We start from the raw sequence: 18,713 nt of genomic DNA, 5'->3' as shown, positions 1-18,713 counted from the left end.
TTTCAGTGGTCTTTTTCCTGGGTATGTTGGAAGGCATTGATTTTTTGCAGGACTAGCAAGACGAGTACCAAAACAAAGATCGCTAAAGCAAAAAATAGGGCATCGTTCGCCATACCTTGCGTCAACAATAACTCGCGCAAAATCGCAGTAATGCTGATCAGAATCAAGTAACGGACGGGAATGTGATGTCCATCCTTCATATACCGCAGCAACATCAAAATGATTTCTAATAAAATGAATAACGTGGCAATTTCTTCAATCAAAAAGGACAGGTGAGGCGCTTCACTTAAGGGAAAGAGCGTCGTGCTGATCATAAAAATCGCTTTTCCCATAAAAATCAAGACGACAACGACTAAGATCGCCAACATGCTATCAATGCAAATACTGATCACTCGCTCGAACATTCGGGTCAATTTTTCCATTCGCCACTCCATTTCTGCTTTTTCTTTTATTATACAAAAGAAGGCGTAGGACAAAGGGAAAAGAACAGAGAAAGAACAATCGCGGCCATATCTTTTTGACCGCAAGCTTAACGGTCCTTCTATGGGCATGTCTTTTGTGATAGCTTTCAATAGCAGAAAGTAGCGAGGAAAATATAATATCTTTTTTTGGTAAAATTAGAATAAGATGAGAATGGATAGTTAAAATATACACAAATTATTACGAGACACTTAGTTTCTTTTTTTGTTACAATGGTTAAATAAAATAGAACACTGTTGAAATGTTGCTTAAACAATGTTTTTATCGCTATCGAATAGAAAAATAGTCCGATCGCAAGATGTTTATCATTGTTAATAAAGTAACAAGTTGGGCGGAGTTCGCAAGAAAAATGCTGCTTTTCTTATCGTATATGACGGGGATCAATGAGGAGAAAAGAGCAAGAAAAACGGAGGGAAACAAATGAAAAAAAGTGGATGGTCAAAATGGGTGATTGGGGCAGCCTCATTATTGTTGCTTAGTGCATGTGGCGCCGATGGCGGAACAAAAGCCAGCAGCAGTGCGGCAAGCTCTTCTTCAGAAAGTGAAGTCACTTCAGGTGCTTCCCAACAAGAGTATACCGATCCAGCAGAGTTAAAAGATCAATATGATATCGTCATCGTTGGTGCTGGCGGTGCAGGGATGGCAGCAGCCTTGTCGGCTAAAGATGCTGGAATGAATCCAGTCATTTTAGAAAAAATGCCGATCGCAGGCGGAAATACCTTGAAATCTTCTGGCGGAATGAACGCATCAGAAACCAAGTTCCAAGAAGCCCAAGGCATTGAAGATTCCAATGAACTATTTTTTGAAGATACCCTAAAAGGTGGTAAAGGAACCAACGATCAAGAATTGCTGCATTATTTAGTGGACAACTCTGCTTCAGCAATTGATTGGTTGGATTCAATGGGGATCACTTTAGACAATATCAGCTATAGCGGTGGTGCCAGTGTAAAACGGATCCATCGTCCTCACGACGGTTCAGCAGTCGGTACGTACTTGGTGGATGGTTTGTTGAGAAACATTCATGAGCAAGAAATTCCTTTATTTGTAAATGCTGATGTGACAAAAATCAATGAAACAGACGGAAAAGTCACTGGCGTCAACGTAAAAATCAATGGCGAAGAAAAAGAAATCGCTGGTGATGCGGTCGTTGTTACTACGGGTGGTTTTGGCTCAAACAAAGAACTGATCGAAAAATACCGTCCAGATCTGAAAGGCTATGTCAGCACGACTTCTGAAGGAAGTACAGGCGATGGTATCAAGATGATCGAAGAATTAGGCGGCGCAACGGTTGATATGGACCAAATCCAAGTCCATCCAACAGTAGTTCAAGATACAGGCATGTTGATCAGTGAAACCGTTCGTGGAGAAGGCGCCATCTTGGTGAACCAACAAGGAGAACGTTTCTACAATGAATTAGAAACCCGCGACAATGTTTCAGCTGCTATCACGGATCTGCCAGAAAGCTATGCCTACTTGATTTTTGACAATGCGTTAGCAGGTAGAGCCAAACAAGTCGATTACTACAAAGAACAAGGCGTAGTGGTAGAAGCCGACACCATCGAAGCCTTAGCTGAAAAAATCGATGTCGATCCAGCAACCTTGAAGAAAACCTTAGATACATGGAACCAAGCAGTGGCAGACAAAGCCGACAAAGATTTCGGTCGTGAAACGGCGATGGACTATGATCTGACGGAAGGGCCATTCTATGCGATTCAAATCGCACCTGGGATCCACCATACAATGGGCGGCGTCAAAATCAATACGAAGACCCAAGTATTGAAAGAAGATGGCACACCAATCACTGGCTTGTATGCAGCAGGTGAAGTGACCGGCGGTATCCACGGACAAAATCGAATCGGCGGCAATGCTGTAGCCGACATTATGGTCTTTGGTCGCCAAGCAGGCGCGCAATCCTCTGACTATGTGAAAGAAAACGGGAAATAAGCGGCTGCTTTTTCCTAAAAAAGATCGTATATAAAAAAAGAAACTTGGAACGAATCCTCTTAAGCGATTAGGAGGAGAATCGTTTCAAGTTTTTTGTATTTCTCACTGAAAGGACGGGAAACTAGTCATTATAATCTTATAATGATTTGATAATTTATAATTCACATATAAACAAAATGTTTTTGTCAGTAGGATTTGCTTTTCAATGAATCGGAATCAAGGAATAAACGGATAGGATTGGTTTATTCGATGATAAAAAATTTTAGGAGGCAGAGTATGAAAAACGCATTGGTAAAATGGTCGGTCGGGGTGGCAATCTTACTTGGAGGGACCTTGTTCTTCACGGGGAAACAAGTATTTGCTCATGGTTATGTGGAATCACCGGTCAGTCGGGGCTATCAAGGGTCTTTGGATCGCAATACGTTAGGGTGGAGCGCTGCGTTTGAGAAATATGGCAATGTCATTTCAAACCCACAATCATTGGAAACCAAAAAAGGCTTTCCAGAAGTAGGACCAGTAGATGGTCGCATCGCTTCAGCAGATGGTGGACTCGGGCAAATCGGGGATTTTGTTCTTGATGAACAAGGAACCAATCGTTGGACCAAACAAGACATCAATCAAGGACCATTGCGGGTCAATTGGCATTATACAGCGCCGCATAAGACCACAAAATGGCATTACTATATCACGAAACCAGGATGGGATCAAAACGCGCCACTTTCAAGAGATAGCTTGGAATTGATCGCTACTGTGAATCACGATGGTTCGGCTGCCAGCAATAGTCCAAGCCATACCATTACCATTCCAGAAAATCGTCTCGGTTACCATGTCATTTTAGCGGTCTGGGATGTTGCCGATACGCCAAATGCCTTTTATAACGTGATTGACGTTAACGTTTCTGGTTCAACGGTCATTCCCGAAAAACCAGCAGCACCAGCAAATGTTCGTTCAGAACGAGTGACTAGCAGCACGGTGGCTTTAGCATGGAACGGTCAAACCGATGCGAAAGAATACAACGTGTATCGTGATGGTGCCTTAGTGGCAACCACTACTGAGCCAACCTTTACCGACACGCAATTAAAAGCCAACACAACCTATAGCTATCAAGTAGAAGCAGTCGGCTTTACGGCGTTAGTTTCAGAAAAAAGTGCTGCAGTGAAAGTGACTACCTCAGCAGACAATCAAGTCGAAACCCCTTCGACACCAGGCAACCTACACCAAATGAGCGTGACAGACAGCAGCGTGTCCTTAATGTGGCAAGCATCGACTCATACAAATGGGATCGCTGGATATGACGTTTACCGCAATGGCATCAAAATCGCTACAGCCACAGGAACAACCTATGAAGACACGAATCTAGCAGCGGACACGACCTACAATTACCAAATCAAAGCAATCAGTAAAACGGGCGAACAATCCGCTTTTAGTAACCAGCTGAGCGTGAAAACCAATGCCAATGAAGAAACGGAAACACCTGGAGGCGGGGAGTCAGAATACCGTGTGTGGAAACTAGGTACTTTCTCTGCACCAGAAGTGTATACAAGTGGTGAAATCGTGAGCCATAAAGGCAGCAACTATATCGTGATCAACACCCACTCAAATTACGGGGACACCACTTGGTCTCCTGATCAAGCATCAACCTTGTTTCAGAAGCTGTAACCCTTGAATGAATCAGTAAAGCAAGAGCAGTGCGGAGGCACTGCTCTTTTTGGCTCTTTTATGAGTGAATGGCTGAATCTTTGTTCGATTCGTGCGTCCAATTGGACGAAATCGTTTGAGGAGTGCAAAGAGTGCTGCTATGCATCATGCGTAGCAGCACCTGTTTTTTGTTCTTGATCAAGAATAGAAGAAACGGATCAAGATCCCACCTAAAATCAGCACGATCGCACCGCATAAACGGTTGGCCATTTGGGCAAAAGCAATCATTTCCATTCTATCAGAGGCAGACAATACAGCGATATTGCCTGTTCCCCCCATGGAGTTGTTGATCATACCAGCGCCAATTGCGGTTTCAACGGGGTACATCCCCAATACCATCCCGAAGAACCAGCTGGCAGCCCCCATAGATACGACACTGGTTAGGCAAAGCACGACAAATTGCCAAGTAAAGGCAGAGGCCAATGTTGACAGATCAATCAATGCCAAACCAATCCCCGCCAAGACCGCGTGGGTCAAATTCGTCATCACAACATTGTTGAACATCACCACAGAATCTTCGAGTTTCTTAGGGACAATGTTCAAGGCTTTTAGAATAAAGACAATCACGATCATAAAGGCATACTCGTGAATTTTAGGGAAAAAGTCGCTTAAAATCGCACCAACGACCAACAGTGAGAAGGAAAAGAGCATCCCGACCCCGATTTGTTGGGCATCAAGTGTTATTTTTGGTTTTTCTAATTCTTCTTTGGTGGCATTGATCAGTGTGCCATGGCCATTGTATTTGGTTTTAGCAAAGGCCTTTGCGATAAATAAAGCACCAATAATGGCAAGAATATTCCCGAAAGTAACAGCTGGTGCTAATTGAGAAAAGATGGCGGCTTGATTACCGTTTGCCAAGCCATCAGCATAAATTTGTGAAAGTGGGGTGATTCCCGCACCCATCCCACCAGACATCATTGGTAGAGACACATACATCACCGAATCAGCAAAGCCATTGCCTAGCAGCATACCGACAAGGCCGACGGAGAAAAAGCCTACTGCCATGGTGATCAAAGCAACAGGAATGAATTTCGTAGAAGCTTTCACCAACAAATTGCGGTTCATACCTAAAATCGAGCCGCAAATCAAAGCGGCAATATAGAAATCAAGAAAGCCAAAACCGCCCCCCATGAAGTCACTGACCGCGTCAATGACTTTCGTGGGTACGAGATGGAAGGAGGCTAAAAGAGTGGCACCAAGCAGGGTAAAAACTGACCCACCGCCAAGATAAGAATTCATGATCGGGAGTTTTTCCCCAATGAAATACAGCAGGTGTCCTAAGGCAACCAGTAAAATGGTAATCCCAACCATATTTAATGGCAACTTGTCTAAGGCAATCGCACTGAATATGACAACCATGAAAAAGAGATACAAGGGAAGACTAATTCCCGAAATCGTCATCGTTTTTAATTTATTCATTTTTCAGACCTTCCTAGTATGTTGGATACCATTTAAGATTTTGGACAGCTTTTGCCATATCGGTTTCTTGCGCTTGGGCTAACCCTTGTTCTTTGGCTTTGTTGGCAACTGCTTCAGCCACTTTGATAGAAACGTCCGCAACGTATTCAAATGGTGGAAGAACAGGTGCACCAGGTTGGCTCAAATCAACCAAACCACTTAATGAGTGAGCAGCGGCACCAATCATTTCGTCGGTCAAGAGAGAGGCTTCTGAAGCCAACATACCTAACCCTAGACCAGGATAGATCAAGGCGTTGTTTGCTTGACCGATTTGGTAGTCGACCCCTTTGTATTGGATCGTTCCTGAAGGGACACCGGTTGCCACAAAGGCTTTTCCATCAGACCATTCGATTACTTGTTCAGCCGTTGCTTCTAATTTTTTGGTTGGATTCGAGATAGGGAAAATCACTGGACGAGCTGTGTTTTCACACATCGCTTCCACAACTTCTTTGGTAAAGGCACCGGCATTGGTTGAAGTACCGACCAAAATCGTTGGTTTTGCGACTTTAATGACATTGATCAATTGCGTCATATCGCCAGCATTGGCAAAGTCAGCCCGTTTTTTGGCAAATGGTTTTTGTGCAGGAGTCAAATCGGACATATCATCGAACAAAAGCCCTTGTTTGTCAACCATAAAGAAATGATTGTAGGCTTCTTCTTCTGAAAGACCTTCGCTGACCATTTCGGCATGGACACGGCTGGCAATCCCGGCACCAGCGGAACCACCGCCATAACATAAGTAGACTTGATCCGTTAATTTTTCACCTGTAATATCTAATGCGCCGAAGATACCGCCCAGCACAACGATTCCCGTTCCTTGGATATCATCATTGAAAGTTGGAATCGATTGTTTGTATTTGTCCAAAATCGTTGCAGCATTTGAACGGCCAAAGTCTTCCCAATGCAAGTAAAGTTTAGGGAACAATGATTCTGCCGTTTGAACAAATTGATCGATGAATTGGTAGTAGGCATCACCGTAGACACGTTCTTGACGATTGCCTAGATACAAATGATCCTCTAACAATTCTTTACGGTTGGTCCCAGCATCGATCACGATTGGTAAAACAGAAGCAGGGTCGATCCCAGCAGCTGCTGTATAAATCATCAATTTACCGACAGAAATATCGACACCTTGGACACCCCAGTCACCAATCCCAAGAATCCCTTCAGCATCTGTGGCTACGATCAAGCGAATGTCCCGATCGCCAGCGGCATTTTTCAACGTTTCTTCGATGTTTTCTGGATGATTGATATCTAAGTATGCTGCATATTGAGGATCAACGAATAGGCGGCTATAATTTTCAATGGTGTCAGCAATCGTTGGATCGTAGACGATCGGATTGAATTCAACGATATGTTGGTTGAACAAATAGTAGAACAATGTCCGATTGGTATTAAAGATCTCCATTAAAAAGTGACGTTTTTCAATGTCGGATTCTTTGGTGACATATTGTAAATAGGCTTGTTCTGCTTGTTCTTCGATCGTTTGTACGTGAGGGGGCAATAAACCGATCAACCCTAGTTCTTTTCGTTCTTCTTGCGTAAACGCGGTTCCTTTGTTTAAAAATGGGTTATTTAAAATGTCATGTGCTTTCATTATGTTCCTCCAATGGATATATTTTGAGTACTCGTTCATTTCCATTAGCTACTTTAATCCTCGGACAGAATTATAGTCAACTATCGGTGGTATAATAAAAATTATTTATAACAAAACCGATGCGAGCTTGAATCGGCTAAGGGAGAAATCAGACGATGAACATACGAGATTTAGAATACTTTAACGCTTTGGCAGAGATGCTTTCTTTTACGCAAGTGGCGCATAAATTTGCTGTCAGTCAACCAACCGTCAGCTACGCTATCAAACGCTTGGAAGAGCATTATGGCTGTGATTTGATCGCTCGAGAAGCCTCTCATCGCTCCATCTCATTGACGACAGAGGGGGAAATTTTGAAGGCTCATGCACAGTATATCTTAGATGAATTTGTGACCTTGGACCGAGCCATCGACCATGCTAAAAACAACCGGACCCACATCGGTTTGCCACCGATCATTCGTTCCAAAGTCTTTTCAAAACTCTTAGATGAGAAAGAGATCATCCGCTTTATTTCGAAATTTCACTTGGTATCTGGGGGATCCAATGAATTGCTTTCAAAACTATTATCGGGAAAAATCGATTTTAGCTTGCTGGGCAGTGTCAATCCCCTCGTCCACCCGAATCTGCAGGTGAAGTTGCTGCACCAGCAAGAGTTTTTTATCTTTGTGTCAAAAGAAAACCCATTGGCAGGAAAAAAGGAAATCTCATTCGAGGAAGCTGCCGAATATCCCTTTATCCTATTGGAAAAAGGCTATACCCACATGCGTGCCTTTCAGAATTTAAGTGAGAAATCAAAGAAGAAGCCAGAAGTCCCCTTTTATTTTTCAGACGTCCAGACGATTGGCCAGCTGGTCAGTTCCAATATCGGCATTACCTTGATGACGGAATTTCCCGTGTTTCAAGAAATGGAAGGCTTAGTGAAAATACCATTGGTCCCTGAAGATAAGGAAATCTTTTATATTCAATATGCCTATTTAAAGAGTGCGATGTTGAATCAAGAAGTCCAGAAGTTGATTAGGATCTTGGATGAGCTGTCTTGGGAGGATGAAGGGTGAGGAATGGGGATTTCTTGATGTAAGGGCAGAGAAAAAATGGACGTTTGGGGAGGGGTAACCGTCCTAACTTGGAGAAGTATTTGGTTCACTAATGGTGTTTCAGAATCAGGGAGAACTACTACCAGTATCAAAAGAGGACTTTGGTTTGACACTTATTATTATACATGGAGTTACAGAGTTTGGTAAGAAATCTAATACTACTTTATTCCTTCTATTGCAAACAGAAGGAATTTTTCTTTTTTAGAAAAAATGATCGTCTTGTCTACAAATACGACAGATAAAAAAATAGAAACCCTGAAAACAATTTTTGCTCAAGATACCATAATTTCAGCTGTTAGACATATCATAAAGTTAAGCACTGAAAGAAACTATAGAATTTAGCTGAATTTATATATAATGCTATTTTTAAACCGAATCGTTTCATAAATAGTGTGTTTTATAAATTTATTGAATAAACTTATTTGTATTTTGTTATTGACTTTTAATGTTTTTTATATGATATCGTTTTATTATGAAATAATGAATAAAATATAATGTGCAAGGAGGAAATAATGGAAATGATTAGTGTTGCTAAAAAAAGTATCAAAGGATTATTTTTAGTTGGTGTTGTATCATTAGGTATTATTGCGTATCAACCCAATTCCGCTGTAGCGTCAGAAGCTACGTCTGAGTTTTCTGGTGGCTGGATAGAAGGAGAAGGGGAGTTTGGAAACAAACCAACAAATGCAAACTCTTTAGTTTCAGCAAGAGCAAAAGATTTCTATCATAATAGTGGGAACAAGAATGTTACTACCCGACAAAAAACTGGATGGGCTGAGACTTACTGGCGTAATGTTTACCACTATTCTCGTGTGCAGCTAAAAGCCCCTATACTTAAAGATGTACGTGTAGATTCGGGAAGAAAATACGGGCAAGCTTATTCATATGCTGAAGCAACAGGGGTTCGAGATCTAGTAACTTATACTTACTGGGGAAGCTGATTGCTAAAAAAATCTAATGTTCGAATTAGGATACCCAACTCTTGAAGTTGGGTATATTTATTTAGGCCGATTAATTCAATAAGCGCCAAAGGTTATGCTAACATTAGGAAAGAGAAAAGAGGGAATTTTTTGAAAAGAACACTTTTTTTCGTAACAAATCTAATTTTTCTGATTGCAACACTCATAAATGCTTTTTCCTTTTTTTATTTTTTTTATCAAAGTAATTTAGACTTTGTTTCCAATAATTTTACGTCTAAAGAGTCAGTACGTCTTATTGTTAATAATAATCTATCTTCCGAAACATGGGGAAATTTGCTAGGTGATCAAAAGAAAATGCTTGTTGTAAAAAATTTAGAAAGTAATTTTTACTATAAAGCAATCTATACTAACTACGACTGGTATCTTCCACTTTCTGAGGGGAGAAACTTTGTTAAAGAAGATTTCTATGATGGGAAGAACAGAGCGATTGTCGGAAAAGAATTGGCTTCTAAAAATAAAAACAATGTAAATATTGAAGGAAAAAATTACGAAGTCATTGGCGTATTAGACGGATCCTATTCAAAAAATTTAAACAAAACGGCTTTAATTAACATTGATTCACTGGAAGGAACTCAAACTCAAGGTGTTTATCAAATTAACTCAAATGAATCAGCGATGGAAAAAGTAAAAAAACATTTGATCAATGATATTTCCGCCATTACGTATTCCGATGATACCAAAATATATAATGCGAAAAATACAGAAGGCAATAATAATTTGTTGCGCTATTCTTTTCAAATACTCTGCTTGTTAGGGGTAGGAATTTGTATATTTTTCTATCTTACTTTATCTCAATCTACAAATTATTTAAAAAAAATTATAGGGATATCTAGAAATACGGTTCTTATAGAAGAGATAAAACAGTTATTAGCTGTATGGTTGGTTGAGAGTGTTCTAGTTTTAACTATTCTATATTTTCCTTTTAAAAAATATATTTATGATTCGATACATTCATTTACAACTAATTATATATCTTCTCAGTTTCTTATCATATGTAGTGCAGCTACCCTATTTATTCTTCTTTTCTTGAGAAATTGGAGGAAGCTTGATGAAATTTAGTAATTATCTGTCAGAGATTTTTGAATCTGTTAAACGAAAAAAACATTTGTTATTTTTCTACAGTTTGTTTTTGTTGTTTTCATTTCTAACACTTTCAGTTTCTAATATTATGTCACAAGAAAATAGTAATGAAGAGAAAAGGATCTCCACTGGAGATACTAAAACGTTCAAGTTAGTTGATAATCTAATTGGAGAAGACGAAGAGAACTTTTTAAAAAATCTTCAGAGTGTAAATTACCTCTCGTCTATGTATAACGAATTATTGGGAAGCACAATAGGAGAATACCAAGTGATTGGAAGCCAAGGTATAAACTATTTAGAGGAAAACAATTTGGATACTCAGTTTATTGATAACTATGAACATATTGTTAATGTTATTGATAATATGAGTAGTGATGAAATTCCATATAAATCACTGCAAATAAACAATAAGGTGCTTCAACGTTTTAAACTTAGGTTATCACAAGGAAATTTGTTCTCACAAGAGGATTATCAATACAATGACAATAAAATTTCGGTGATATTAGGAGACAATTATTCAGAATACTTTTCTGTTGGAGACAAAATTCAAATTTCTTATTTATTTAAGAATTTCGAAGCTAAAGTAATCGGTTTTGTTGAAAAAGGGGAAAGAATTGTTTTTAATGAGTATGATGATTATGTATTAGATGATCGTATTATTCTTCCTTTCATCGAAAAGGCTCCCCAACAACTAAATAAAGAAGATTTTTCATTTTTTCAAAAACATTTTTTAAACGGAATTAATGGATACTATCAGGTACCTGATTCTTTATCGCAAGAACAAATGTATAAATTCGTGAATGAACTTTCTCAGCCTTACCAAGTTGGTACAATTGATTTGATAGGAGAATCAGGATTTCATCTATCTTCTATTCTATATACGATCACTAAAAACAATAGGTTACTAAAACTAGTTGCTTATTTTTCAATTGTTGTATTAATAGCGGTAACGATAGTATTTTCTTACTTAGAAATGTTTCGTGATAAAAAGGTTTACCATTTACATTTGTTTTTAGGTGCTACAAAAAAAGAAATTCGCCAGTACTTCCTTGGAGAAAAAATATTACTTTTATCTAGTGTTGTAATTATCAGTGTGATTATAACCAATTACTTAGGGGTAGTTACCAGTAGCTTTCTGATATCATTACTATGCCTGGCGTTATTACTATTTTTATTATTTTATCTCTCAGTAACCATAATTCTTAAGAAATGGAGAATTACAAATGATTAGTATTCAAAACGTTGCACTTCAAATAAAAGATGGTCGGAATAAAAAAGAACTTTTTGAAAATCTTAACTTAACTTTAAATGAAGGCCAAAAAGTCGCAATCATGGGAAAAAGCGGCAGTGGCAAAACAACATTGTTAAAACTAATTGCGGGATTGATTAAAGCAGAAACAGGAGCTATCATTTTTGATGGAAAGAATTTAAGCAGTATGAATGCGAATGAGCGAAGCTTCAATCGTTTAAGGAATATTGGATTTATATTTCAAGATAATCCGATGATTGAAAGTAAGAATGTTTTTGAAAATATTGCTTTACCACTAAAATATTTAGGTGTGGAGAAAAAAAATGTGGAGAAAAAAGTTCATGTTATGTCAAAGCGCTTAGATATTTCACACTTACTATCTGAGAACCCTAGCTATTTATCTGGCGGTGAAAAACAAAGAGTAGGAATTGCTCGAGCACTGATTACTGATCCAAAACTTATTTTGGCAGATGAACCAACTGGTTCACTAGATTCAGAGACAGAATTAATGGTATTAGATATTTTTCAAAGAATTGAATGGAATAATACGAGCTTTGTAATGGTGACACATGACGCTTCCGTAGCAAATATTTGCGATGAGCTATACATGTTAAAAGATAGAAAACTAGAGAATTTTCAAGACTTTAGAAATATCTAAAATAATTTTGAATTCTACTATCAGCCGTAGCAAGAGATATTACCAGCGAATTTTGAAATTGATTTAATTCATAATGGAAGGGGTCAGAAACTTTTTAGTTTTTGATACGCGGGTAAACTCTCGGTATAATAGGCTTGAGATCGTTCCATAAATTTATTTCATAAAGTTAAGGGGATTTTGCATGATTTTAGATAACAATTTGGGTTTAACCAATCAAGCTACGTTAGACAAGGCTGAAGAAAAACTCAGCAAACAAAAAGCGAAGGAATTATATGATTCTGGGAAAATAAATGAAAGCGAAGTAGGTTCATTCCCTGTTGTACTAAGCAATCAGTCTTTATGAATTTGATTTTGAAATTAGGAGAAATTCGGATAGTATTTCTACGTGGAATGATTGTAAAAGGAGAGTACAGAGAAGTTTTTCTCGGTATTCTCCTGCTTTTTTTGAGAACAGAAACAACAAGCTTATGCCATGCACCCATTTTCTAAGAGTGAGTAAAAAAGTAAACCAAGCTCATTATTGTTGCATATGCAACAATAATGAGCTATTATAGTGCTAGATAGGGAGGGGATAGTTCGTGGAGGATATACTTCGTGAGATAGGTTCGATCAGTAGAATGTTGGAATCCATTGCTAATATTGAATTTAAAGAGGTTCAACTCAGTAAAGGACAATACATTTACTTAGTTCGTATATTTGAAAATGAAGGAATTATTCCTGAACGATTAGCCGAACTCATCAAAGTTGATCGCACGACTTTGTCCAGGGCAGTAAAAAAGTTAGAGGAAAATGGGTTCATTCTAAAAGAGTCAGACAAAGAAAATAAAAAAATCAAACACTTATACACAACCATCAAAGGAAAACAGGCGGTTCAATTAATCATAAGAGAAAATAACTATTCAAATAAAGTAGCGATTCAACAGTTATCTGCTTTAGAAAGAAAAAATCTTGCGGAAATGCTGGCAAAAATAAAATCTTCGGTAGAAGTTGATTGGGTCAACGTCAAGAATGGGATCAAAAGAGACTATTGAACGAATAGCGCCGCTAGGGAGATTGGCTCTGATTGAATGTACATTCATGTTACCTAGGAAAGGAAGCACAGGTAGCTGATATTTTGTTAAAAAGGATATAACGAGGATGTCTGCTGAAAAAACAAAGAGCCTGAAAAATAAAGGACAGGAAGTTGTTCAAATAAACTTAGTAGGAGTGTAGAGAAAGTGAAGAAAATAATGATCGATCAAGAATTTTGGGCGCTGTTTCCAGAAGCACAAATCAACTGCCTTGTTGTAAAAAATATAAACAATGTTGCCGATGCTGCACAAGAAACGTTTTTTACTGACTTGCTAAAAAGTAGTAAAGAACAAGCAAAGCGCTACTTAACGACCGATACCTTCAGTGAAAATCAGGTGATCCAAGAATGGCGAAGTGCTTTTCAGCAATTTAAAACGAAAAAAGGGGTACGCTCTTCCATCGAAGCACTGTTGAAACGGGTGAATCAAGACAGAGAATTTTCTCCCATCAATCCCCTAGTAGATATCTATAATAGTATTTCCTTGAAATATGGTGTCCCTTTAGGTGGAGAAGATCTCGATACAATCGTTGGCGACCTTCATTTAGGCGTTGCAAAAGGCGGCGAATCCTTTTTCCCTTTAGGTGCAGAAATTGACTCCCCAGCCTTGGCAAATGAAGTCATTTATTATGATGAGAAAGGTGCGATTTGCCGATGCTTGAATTGGCGGGAAGCCCAACGTACGATGCTAACAGAAGAGACCACCCATGCTGTTTTATTCATTGAGTCGATCAATGAAACGCAACGGGCTCGGGCGAATGAAGCAATCAAAGAATTAAGTCTGTTGATTCAAGAGTATTTTAACGTAACAGGTGATGATTATGTGCTAAGTAAAGAAAGTCCTGAAATCATTTTGTAGGGATGAGCTTGTTGTCTATAGGATAAGATTGATTTACTGAATGCTTGAAAAATTCTAATAGAGAGAAAATCTACTATTATCAAATTTTCTTGAAAAACGAGAGAGGGACAAAACTGAGAAGTTTTTGTCCCTCTTTTAGTCATTTGCACATGTTTCTAATTTCTGATTTAACTGTGTCTCATTGGACAATATTTAGAAGGTAATCAGAATAGGTTTCCTATAATGCACAGCAACTATTGTTGTAAGGAAGGATTCGGTAGTATGTTTCAGGCAAATCGCCAGAAATAGCTAAAAAGCCACTCTATTCTACTCTCTTTTTCAAGAATTCCTGTTAAATGGTAGGTTTTATGTCAAAATGAAAGGTAGAAATGAATGAGGAGTGGTTGATATGAAAGAAACGATATTAGCAATGAAGCTGAAAGAATATAGAGAAAAAAACAAGCTAACGCAAAGTAGGCTAGCAGAATTATTAGAAGTAAGTGACAAGACGATCTCAAAATGGGAGTTAGGTGCTACGTACCCTAGCAAAAAAAATATGATCAAAATAGCCGAAGAATTGGATATTTCATTAGAAACATTACTTTTGGAAGAAACTAAGAAAGACAATGAGGATCTAAAAGTAAGCATCAAGTATGGGGTGATTAGTTTTTGCTTGATCTTTTTTGTCACGATGATCGTAACTTCGTTCAATCAAGACTTCAGCACGATTATGAATCTTTCTATTCAAGAAAAGTTAGGAGTATTTTTAACCACCGCTTTAAAATTATTGAGCATCTCTGTGCCGCCAGCGATCATCATTGGCTCCGCGTTTTATTTTTATATCTTCCCAAAAAATAAAAAGGAGAACTAACCATTTCCTCGATTTCGACGGAAATGGTAGATTAGGGTATAGGAATCAAGTCATGGACAGAAAAACGGTATTTTAGGCTCAGTACGACTAGTATAAAAAGCGCGTAAATTTTACAAGAAGGAGAGAGCAGGATGGGATTATTTGGTAAAAAGAAAGAAGTCAGAAATTTAACGAAGGAAGAAGAAGCAGAAATCAAAGAAGAAATGGCACGACAAATGCTTTCAAAAAACGAAAATGATATTGGCATGGTCAAGAAAATCAAAGACCTGACAAACATGAGCACAGGACAAGCGAAATAGCTATTCCTGAAATTCAGGGATGAGTTAACCGAGAGATAGCGGTTAGGGAATCAGCCAACAACAGCCTTTCAAATGCGAGGCAGATTCGCTTCATTGACAGCTTATGCGGTTGAAAAGGATACCGTCTTCTAGTCAGTTAGCATTATAAAATTTGGTTACGCCGTAGCACTTCTATTACAATCAAGATTTTTTTCTTCTACTGGAGGGCACAACGATGTCGAAAGATTTAAAAAAGGTTTACAGTATTACGATTATTCAGGTAGTGATTTACGTGAGTGCATTCGCCATGGCTTTTCTTAATCGCGGGATCGCACCGAACTGGCCCTTCTACTTGGTCCTAGTAGGAATATTAGTAGGATTTTTTATCCCCCAAAAATATCGCTCCCAATTTTCTTCGACTGCTCCGGGTATTTTTTTTAAGAACCGTACGAGACGTACAGAAAATATAATCGAACTGACCGTCACTTGTTTCGTCATTTTTCTGGTTATTTATTTAAATCTTGTCTAAAATATTCGGACTCTATATTTATAACCAACGCCGTTTCACTAATCGATAGTTTATCGCTATTTTTGCATTAAATTTTCCATCATGTGGACATTTTGGTAAAATTTTAATGCAATTATTGTCATCTTTGCAGGATTAAATTATGGAATAATAAGCACATAAAGAAAGAGACAGTGCAAAGTGAAAGAGAATCTTTTTTAGGATGTCTAATATAGGGAAAATACTTTCAATCAAACACTGACAATACGTAGCCTTATTATTAATTTTATTATTAACTAATGATCGTATACAGGTTATAGAAGAATCTTAAAAACTGAGATGAATATAAGGAGAGAATAAATATGAAGAAAAAAAACTCTGAAAAATGGTATTTTTGGGTACTTGTTGTCATAATGGTCGTTGTCTTTTTGTATCTTACTAATTAAAGAGGATTAATTTTCTTGAAAATAAACACTTACTAAGAGTGACTATTTTAAAGTTAGTGAATGGATGATGATTTTTGGAAAACGAATATGATTTACTTTTTCTTGGTACAGCAACCACTTATTTATACCTAAAAACGAAGAACATAACCTCCTCGATTCTGTTGCATTTCTTATATAATGTATTTGTTGTATTCCTCTCTTTCATATAAGAAGAAGCTAATTAAAAAGAGTTTTTAATGCTTAGCTCTTGTATAAGAAGATCCTGTTATATTTTGGGAATCCTTTTTTGGATACATTCAATCACAGGGACATTGATCAAATAAACATCGAAAAACTATTTTATCCATGTATGTTTTGTACAACAGGCTTTATTTGTATTTATAAATCTATCTGTAAATCATTTTCCTGGACATGGTTTTTAAACAAGACGCTCTCATGTTATGATGGTGATAAAATTTCCTAACATTAAATCCTTCAAACAAGCGATTCGTGTTTTTAAAAATAGCATAAGTAGATGAGAGTGTGAATGTATATGAAACTAAGAGAAGTAAATACTATCCAGCCAGAATTAGAGCAACAATTAATTGAAGTATGGGAGAGTTCTGTTAAGGCGACGCACACCTTTTTGTCAGAGACCGAAATCCAAGCCATTAAGCAATACATTCCAGAGGCATTGCATCATGTGCCGCATTTGATTGTCGTAGTAAGTGAGCATGGAGAGCCAGCTGGTTTCATGGGGATCTCGGATCGAAATCTTGAAATGCTGTTTATAGCAAATGAACAAAGAGGCAAGGGACTAGGAAAGAAACTCTTGGCATACGGGATGGAAAACTATGCTGTAAATGAACTGGGAGTAAATGAACAGAATCCTCAGGCGAAAGGATTTTATGAGCATATGGGATTTGAGGTATACAAAAGAAGCGAGTTAGACGAACAAGGAAACCCTTATCCAATTCTTTATATGAAGAAAGTTGTTAAAGGGTAGTCATTGCCAGTAAAAGACTTGATTTTGTGGGAAATAGGTAAGAAGAGTATCTAGAAAGCCAATGGTTTCTAGATACTCTATTTGTTCGTTGGCGTTGTCATAGAATTCTGCAACTACGACAAAAGTTAGGAACGCTTGGTTCCCAATGAAGTAAGCGATGCTCTTTGCTTACTCTCCAAGAACTTGGTTCCAACATATGTTGTCGTGTTCTCAACCCTAATTTATGTAATAATGCAAACAGGAGCCATGAGGAGAAGCACATATCGTTAAAAAACCAGGTGTCATTTGTTAGGTTTGGGAGAAGAAATGTGTGGTCCTTCATGCATTTGAAAAAAGAAGAGATAAGAGGGGAAATTGTGGACAATTACCAAATGTAAGATCCTTACTTCAGACTTTCTTTATTTTTCATCTATGCATAAGCTAGCAATGGCTAGGTGTCTTGTAGCTCTATTTCATCTTAAGGAGTGACTATTTTGACAGTTTTAAAAGTATATCAGGTTGATGCATTTACAACGGAAAAATTTAGAGGAAATCCTGCTGGAGTCGTTTTAAACGGGGATAATTTAACAGATCAGGAGATGCAAGCAATCGCACGCGAATTAAATAATTCTGAAACAGCATTTTTACTATCACCTGATAGTCCAGACCATGATGTTAGAACTAGGTATTTTACACCAAAAACCGAAGTTCCTATTTGTGGACATGCAACTATTGCTTCTCAGTATGTCAGAGCAATTGAGAATAATCTTGAAAGTTGTAGAGTCATGAATAAAATCAATATTGGTACGTTACCGATAGAAATAAACAAATTGGAAAATGACTACACCATAACTATGGCTCAGGGAGATATTGAATTTTCTCAGTACATTTCAGGCAGCAACCTAGAATTTCTGATGAACGCTTTGAGAATAACTGAAAATGATCTAGATGAACGGTGCCCTGTTCAGATTGTTTCTACTGGACGTTCCAAAGTGTTAATCGGTATAAAATCTCGTCATGTATTAGACCGTATTGTACCTAATTTAGAAGCATTGAAAGAACTAAGCAAAGCAATTGACTGTACGGGGTATTTTCTATTTACTTTACATCCTGAAACAGAGACTATTTTAAGTCATGGCAGAATGTTTGCTCCCATAAGCGGTATTGACGAAGACCCTGTGACAGGGAATGCAGTCGCTCCTTTAGGTGCCTATTTAATTAAACATAAACTAGTAAAACATGACAACTCTATGTTCTCTTTTAAGGTAGAGCAGGGTCATGCAATGGGGAGAAGCGGAGTAGTAGATGTATCAGTACTTATAAAAGAGGGAGAACCGGTTGAAGTATCACTTGGGGGAAGTGCGGTTATAGTATTTGAGACTGAAATCGTATTATAGAGACGATGAAGATGAAATGGGGTATGATTTTTGAGGTCAGAAATATATCTTCAGTAAAGAAAGAGCGTAGAGAAATTTTCTCTGTGCTCTTTCTTTATACTAAATGCTCA

18 protein-coding genes and 1 pseudogene are annotated in these 18,713 nt (G+C 37.9%); 16 read left to right on the top strand and 3 right to left on the bottom strand.

Annotated elements, in window-relative coordinates:
- Positions 1–2: 2 nt before the first annotated feature.
- The gene (locus IGK14_RS15830) at positions 3–422 is read right to left on the bottom strand and encodes a phosphate-starvation-inducible PsiE family protein (RefSeq protein ID WP_074934197.1); all 420 of its coding nucleotides are present in this window, start codon (positions 420–422) and stop codon (positions 3–5) included.
- A gap of 478 nt (positions 423–900) precedes the next feature.
- On the opposite strand from IGK14_RS15830, the gene IGK14_RS15825 reads away from it, so the two are divergent.
- Together IGK14_RS15825 and IGK14_RS15820 are read left to right on the top strand one after the other, a co-directional pair.
- Positions 901–2,424: a flavocytochrome c gene (locus tag IGK14_RS15825; protein ID WP_010748911.1), complete on the top strand. Its 1,524-nt coding sequence runs from the start codon at positions 901–903 to the stop codon at positions 2,422–2,424.
- Between the two features lie 276 nt (positions 2,425–2,700).
- Positions 2,701–4,083, top strand: coding sequence for a lytic polysaccharide monooxygenase (locus IGK14_RS15820; protein WP_010748912.1), 1,383 nt, complete (start codon positions 2,701–2,703; stop codon positions 4,081–4,083).
- Positions 4,084–4,260: 177 nt separating this feature from the next.
- Here the strand turns inward: IGK14_RS15820 and IGK14_RS15815 are convergent, their stop codons facing one another.
- Positions 4,261–5,541, bottom strand: a complete 1,281-nt coding sequence (locus IGK14_RS15815) for a 2-hydroxycarboxylate transporter family protein (protein ID WP_010748913.1) — start codon at positions 5,539–5,541, stop codon at positions 4,261–4,263.
- Between the two features lie 13 nt (positions 5,542–5,554).
- Positions 5,555–7,216, bottom strand: a complete 1,662-nt coding sequence (locus tag IGK14_RS15810; protein ID WP_278014713.1) for a malolactic enzyme — start codon at positions 7,214–7,216, stop codon at positions 5,555–5,557.
- Positions 7,217–7,332: 116 nt separating this feature from the next.
- Between IGK14_RS15810 and IGK14_RS15805 the strand changes: the two genes are divergently transcribed.
- From IGK14_RS15805 to IGK14_RS15740, 14 genes and pseudogenes are all read left to right on the top strand, one after another.
- Positions 7,333–8,229 (top strand): LysR family transcriptional regulator, encoded by an 897-nt coding sequence (locus tag IGK14_RS15805; protein ID WP_010748914.1) that lies wholly within the window; start codon positions 7,333–7,335, stop codon positions 8,227–8,229.
- Between the two features lie 551 nt (positions 8,230–8,780).
- Positions 8,781–9,209, top strand: a complete 429-nt coding sequence (locus IGK14_RS15800; RefSeq protein ID WP_010748915.1) for a hypothetical protein — start codon at positions 8,781–8,783, stop codon at positions 9,207–9,209.
- 129 nt (positions 9,210–9,338) lie between these two features.
- Positions 9,339–10,307 (top strand): ABC transporter permease, encoded by a 969-nt coding sequence (locus tag IGK14_RS15795; protein WP_010748916.1) that lies wholly within the window; start codon positions 9,339–9,341, stop codon positions 10,305–10,307.
- Positions 10,297–11,559: a hypothetical protein gene (locus IGK14_RS15790; protein ID WP_010748917.1), complete on the top strand. Its 1,263-nt coding sequence runs from the start codon at positions 10,297–10,299 to the stop codon at positions 11,557–11,559. The genes IGK14_RS15795 and IGK14_RS15790 overlap by 11 nt, the downstream gene beginning before the upstream one ends.
- Entirely contained in the window at positions 11,552–12,235 is a 684-nt protein-coding gene (locus IGK14_RS15785) for an ABC transporter ATP-binding protein (RefSeq protein ID WP_010748918.1), read from the top strand. The genes IGK14_RS15790 and IGK14_RS15785 overlap by 8 nt, the downstream gene beginning before the upstream one ends.
- Positions 12,236–12,416: 181 nt before the next feature.
- Positions 12,417–12,548: pseudogene (locus IGK14_RS15780) on the top strand (mobilization/cell filamentation-like protein); the annotation flags it as partial.
- A gap of 265 nt (positions 12,549–12,813) precedes the next feature.
- A complete protein-coding gene (locus tag IGK14_RS15775) occupies positions 12,814–13,266 on the top strand; it encodes a MarR family winged helix-turn-helix transcriptional regulator (RefSeq protein WP_010748920.1) in 453 nt (150 codons plus the stop codon).
- Positions 13,267–13,452: 186 nt separating this feature from the next.
- Complete coding sequence (locus tag IGK14_RS15770) at positions 13,453–14,163, top strand: B3/B4 domain-containing protein (protein ID WP_010748921.1); 711 nt, start codon at positions 13,453–13,455, stop codon at positions 14,161–14,163.
- A gap of 388 nt (positions 14,164–14,551) precedes the next feature.
- Positions 14,552–15,013, top strand: coding sequence for a helix-turn-helix domain-containing protein (locus IGK14_RS15765; RefSeq protein WP_010748922.1), 462 nt, complete (start codon positions 14,552–14,554; stop codon positions 15,011–15,013).
- A 131-nt stretch (positions 15,014–15,144) separates the two neighbouring features.
- The gene (locus IGK14_RS15760) at positions 15,145–15,312 is read left to right on the top strand and encodes a hypothetical protein (RefSeq protein ID WP_010748923.1); all 168 of its coding nucleotides are present in this window, start codon (positions 15,145–15,147) and stop codon (positions 15,310–15,312) included.
- A 214-nt stretch (positions 15,313–15,526) separates the two neighbouring features.
- Positions 15,527–15,820, top strand: a complete 294-nt coding sequence (locus IGK14_RS15755; protein WP_010748924.1) for a hypothetical protein — start codon at positions 15,527–15,529, stop codon at positions 15,818–15,820.
- A 496-nt stretch (positions 15,821–16,316) separates the two neighbouring features.
- Complete coding sequence (locus IGK14_RS15750; protein WP_080647006.1) at positions 16,317–16,451, top strand: CPBP family glutamic-type intramembrane protease; 135 nt, start codon at positions 16,317–16,319, stop codon at positions 16,449–16,451.
- 323 nt (positions 16,452–16,774) lie between these two features.
- Positions 16,775–17,227 carry a GNAT family N-acetyltransferase gene (locus IGK14_RS15745; protein WP_034696258.1) on the top strand — a complete coding sequence of 151 codons (453 nt, stop codon included), beginning with the start codon at positions 16,775–16,777 and terminating at the stop codon, positions 17,225–17,227.
- Positions 17,228–17,700: 473 nt separating this feature from the next.
- Positions 17,701–18,603: a PhzF family isomerase gene (locus IGK14_RS15740; protein WP_010748926.1), complete on the top strand. Its 903-nt coding sequence runs from the start codon at positions 17,701–17,703 to the stop codon at positions 18,601–18,603.
- Positions 18,604–18,713 lie beyond the last annotated feature (110 nt).

The organism is Enterococcus sp. DIV0970a (assembly GCF_051711265.1).
Taxonomy (GTDB): Bacteria; Bacillota; Bacilli; order Lactobacillales; family Enterococcaceae; genus Enterococcus_D; species Enterococcus_D casseliflavus.
The sequence above is the reverse complement of the archived record's forward strand: the minus strand, read 5'-3'. Positions and strand labels throughout refer to the sequence as shown.

Bases quoted from the DNA above. Each gene is read 5' to 3' on its own strand.
- IGK14_RS15805 (WP_010748914.1), top strand. From the start codon at position 7,333: ATGAACATACGAGATTTAGAATACTTTAACGCTTTGGCAGAGATGCTT.
- IGK14_RS15820 (WP_010748912.1), top strand. From the start codon at position 2,701: ATGAAAAACGCATTGGTAAAATGGTCGGTCGGGGTGGCAATCTTACTT.
- IGK14_RS15745 (WP_034696258.1), top strand. From the start codon at position 16,775: ATGAAACTAAGAGAAGTAAATACTATCCAGCCAGAATTAGAGCAACAA.
- IGK14_RS15755 (WP_010748924.1), top strand. From the start codon at position 15,527: ATGTCGAAAGATTTAAAAAAGGTTTACAGTATTACGATTATTCAGGTA.
- IGK14_RS15785 (WP_010748918.1), top strand. From the start codon at position 11,552: ATGATTAGTATTCAAAACGTTGCACTTCAAATAAAAGATGGTCGGAAT.
- IGK14_RS15810 (WP_278014713.1), bottom strand. From the start codon at position 7,216: ATGAACGAGTACTCAAAATATATCCATTGGAGGAACATAATGAAAGCA.
- IGK14_RS15815 (WP_010748913.1), bottom strand. From the start codon at position 5,541: ATGAATAAATTAAAAACGATGACGATTTCGGGAATTAGTCTTCCCTTG.
- IGK14_RS15800 (WP_010748915.1), top strand. From the start codon at position 8,781: ATGGAAATGATTAGTGTTGCTAAAAAAAGTATCAAAGGATTATTTTTA.
- IGK14_RS15790 (WP_010748917.1), top strand. From the start codon at position 10,297: ATGAAATTTAGTAATTATCTGTCAGAGATTTTTGAATCTGTTAAACGA.
- IGK14_RS15825 (WP_010748911.1), top strand. From the start codon at position 901: ATGAAAAAAAGTGGATGGTCAAAATGGGTGATTGGGGCAGCCTCATTA.
- IGK14_RS15830 (WP_074934197.1), bottom strand. From the start codon at position 422: ATGGAAAAATTGACCCGAATGTTCGAGCGAGTGATCAGTATTTGCATT.
- IGK14_RS15765 (WP_010748922.1), top strand. From the start codon at position 14,552: ATGAAAGAAACGATATTAGCAATGAAGCTGAAAGAATATAGAGAAAAA.
- IGK14_RS15760 (WP_010748923.1), top strand. From the start codon at position 15,145: ATGGGATTATTTGGTAAAAAGAAAGAAGTCAGAAATTTAACGAAGGAA.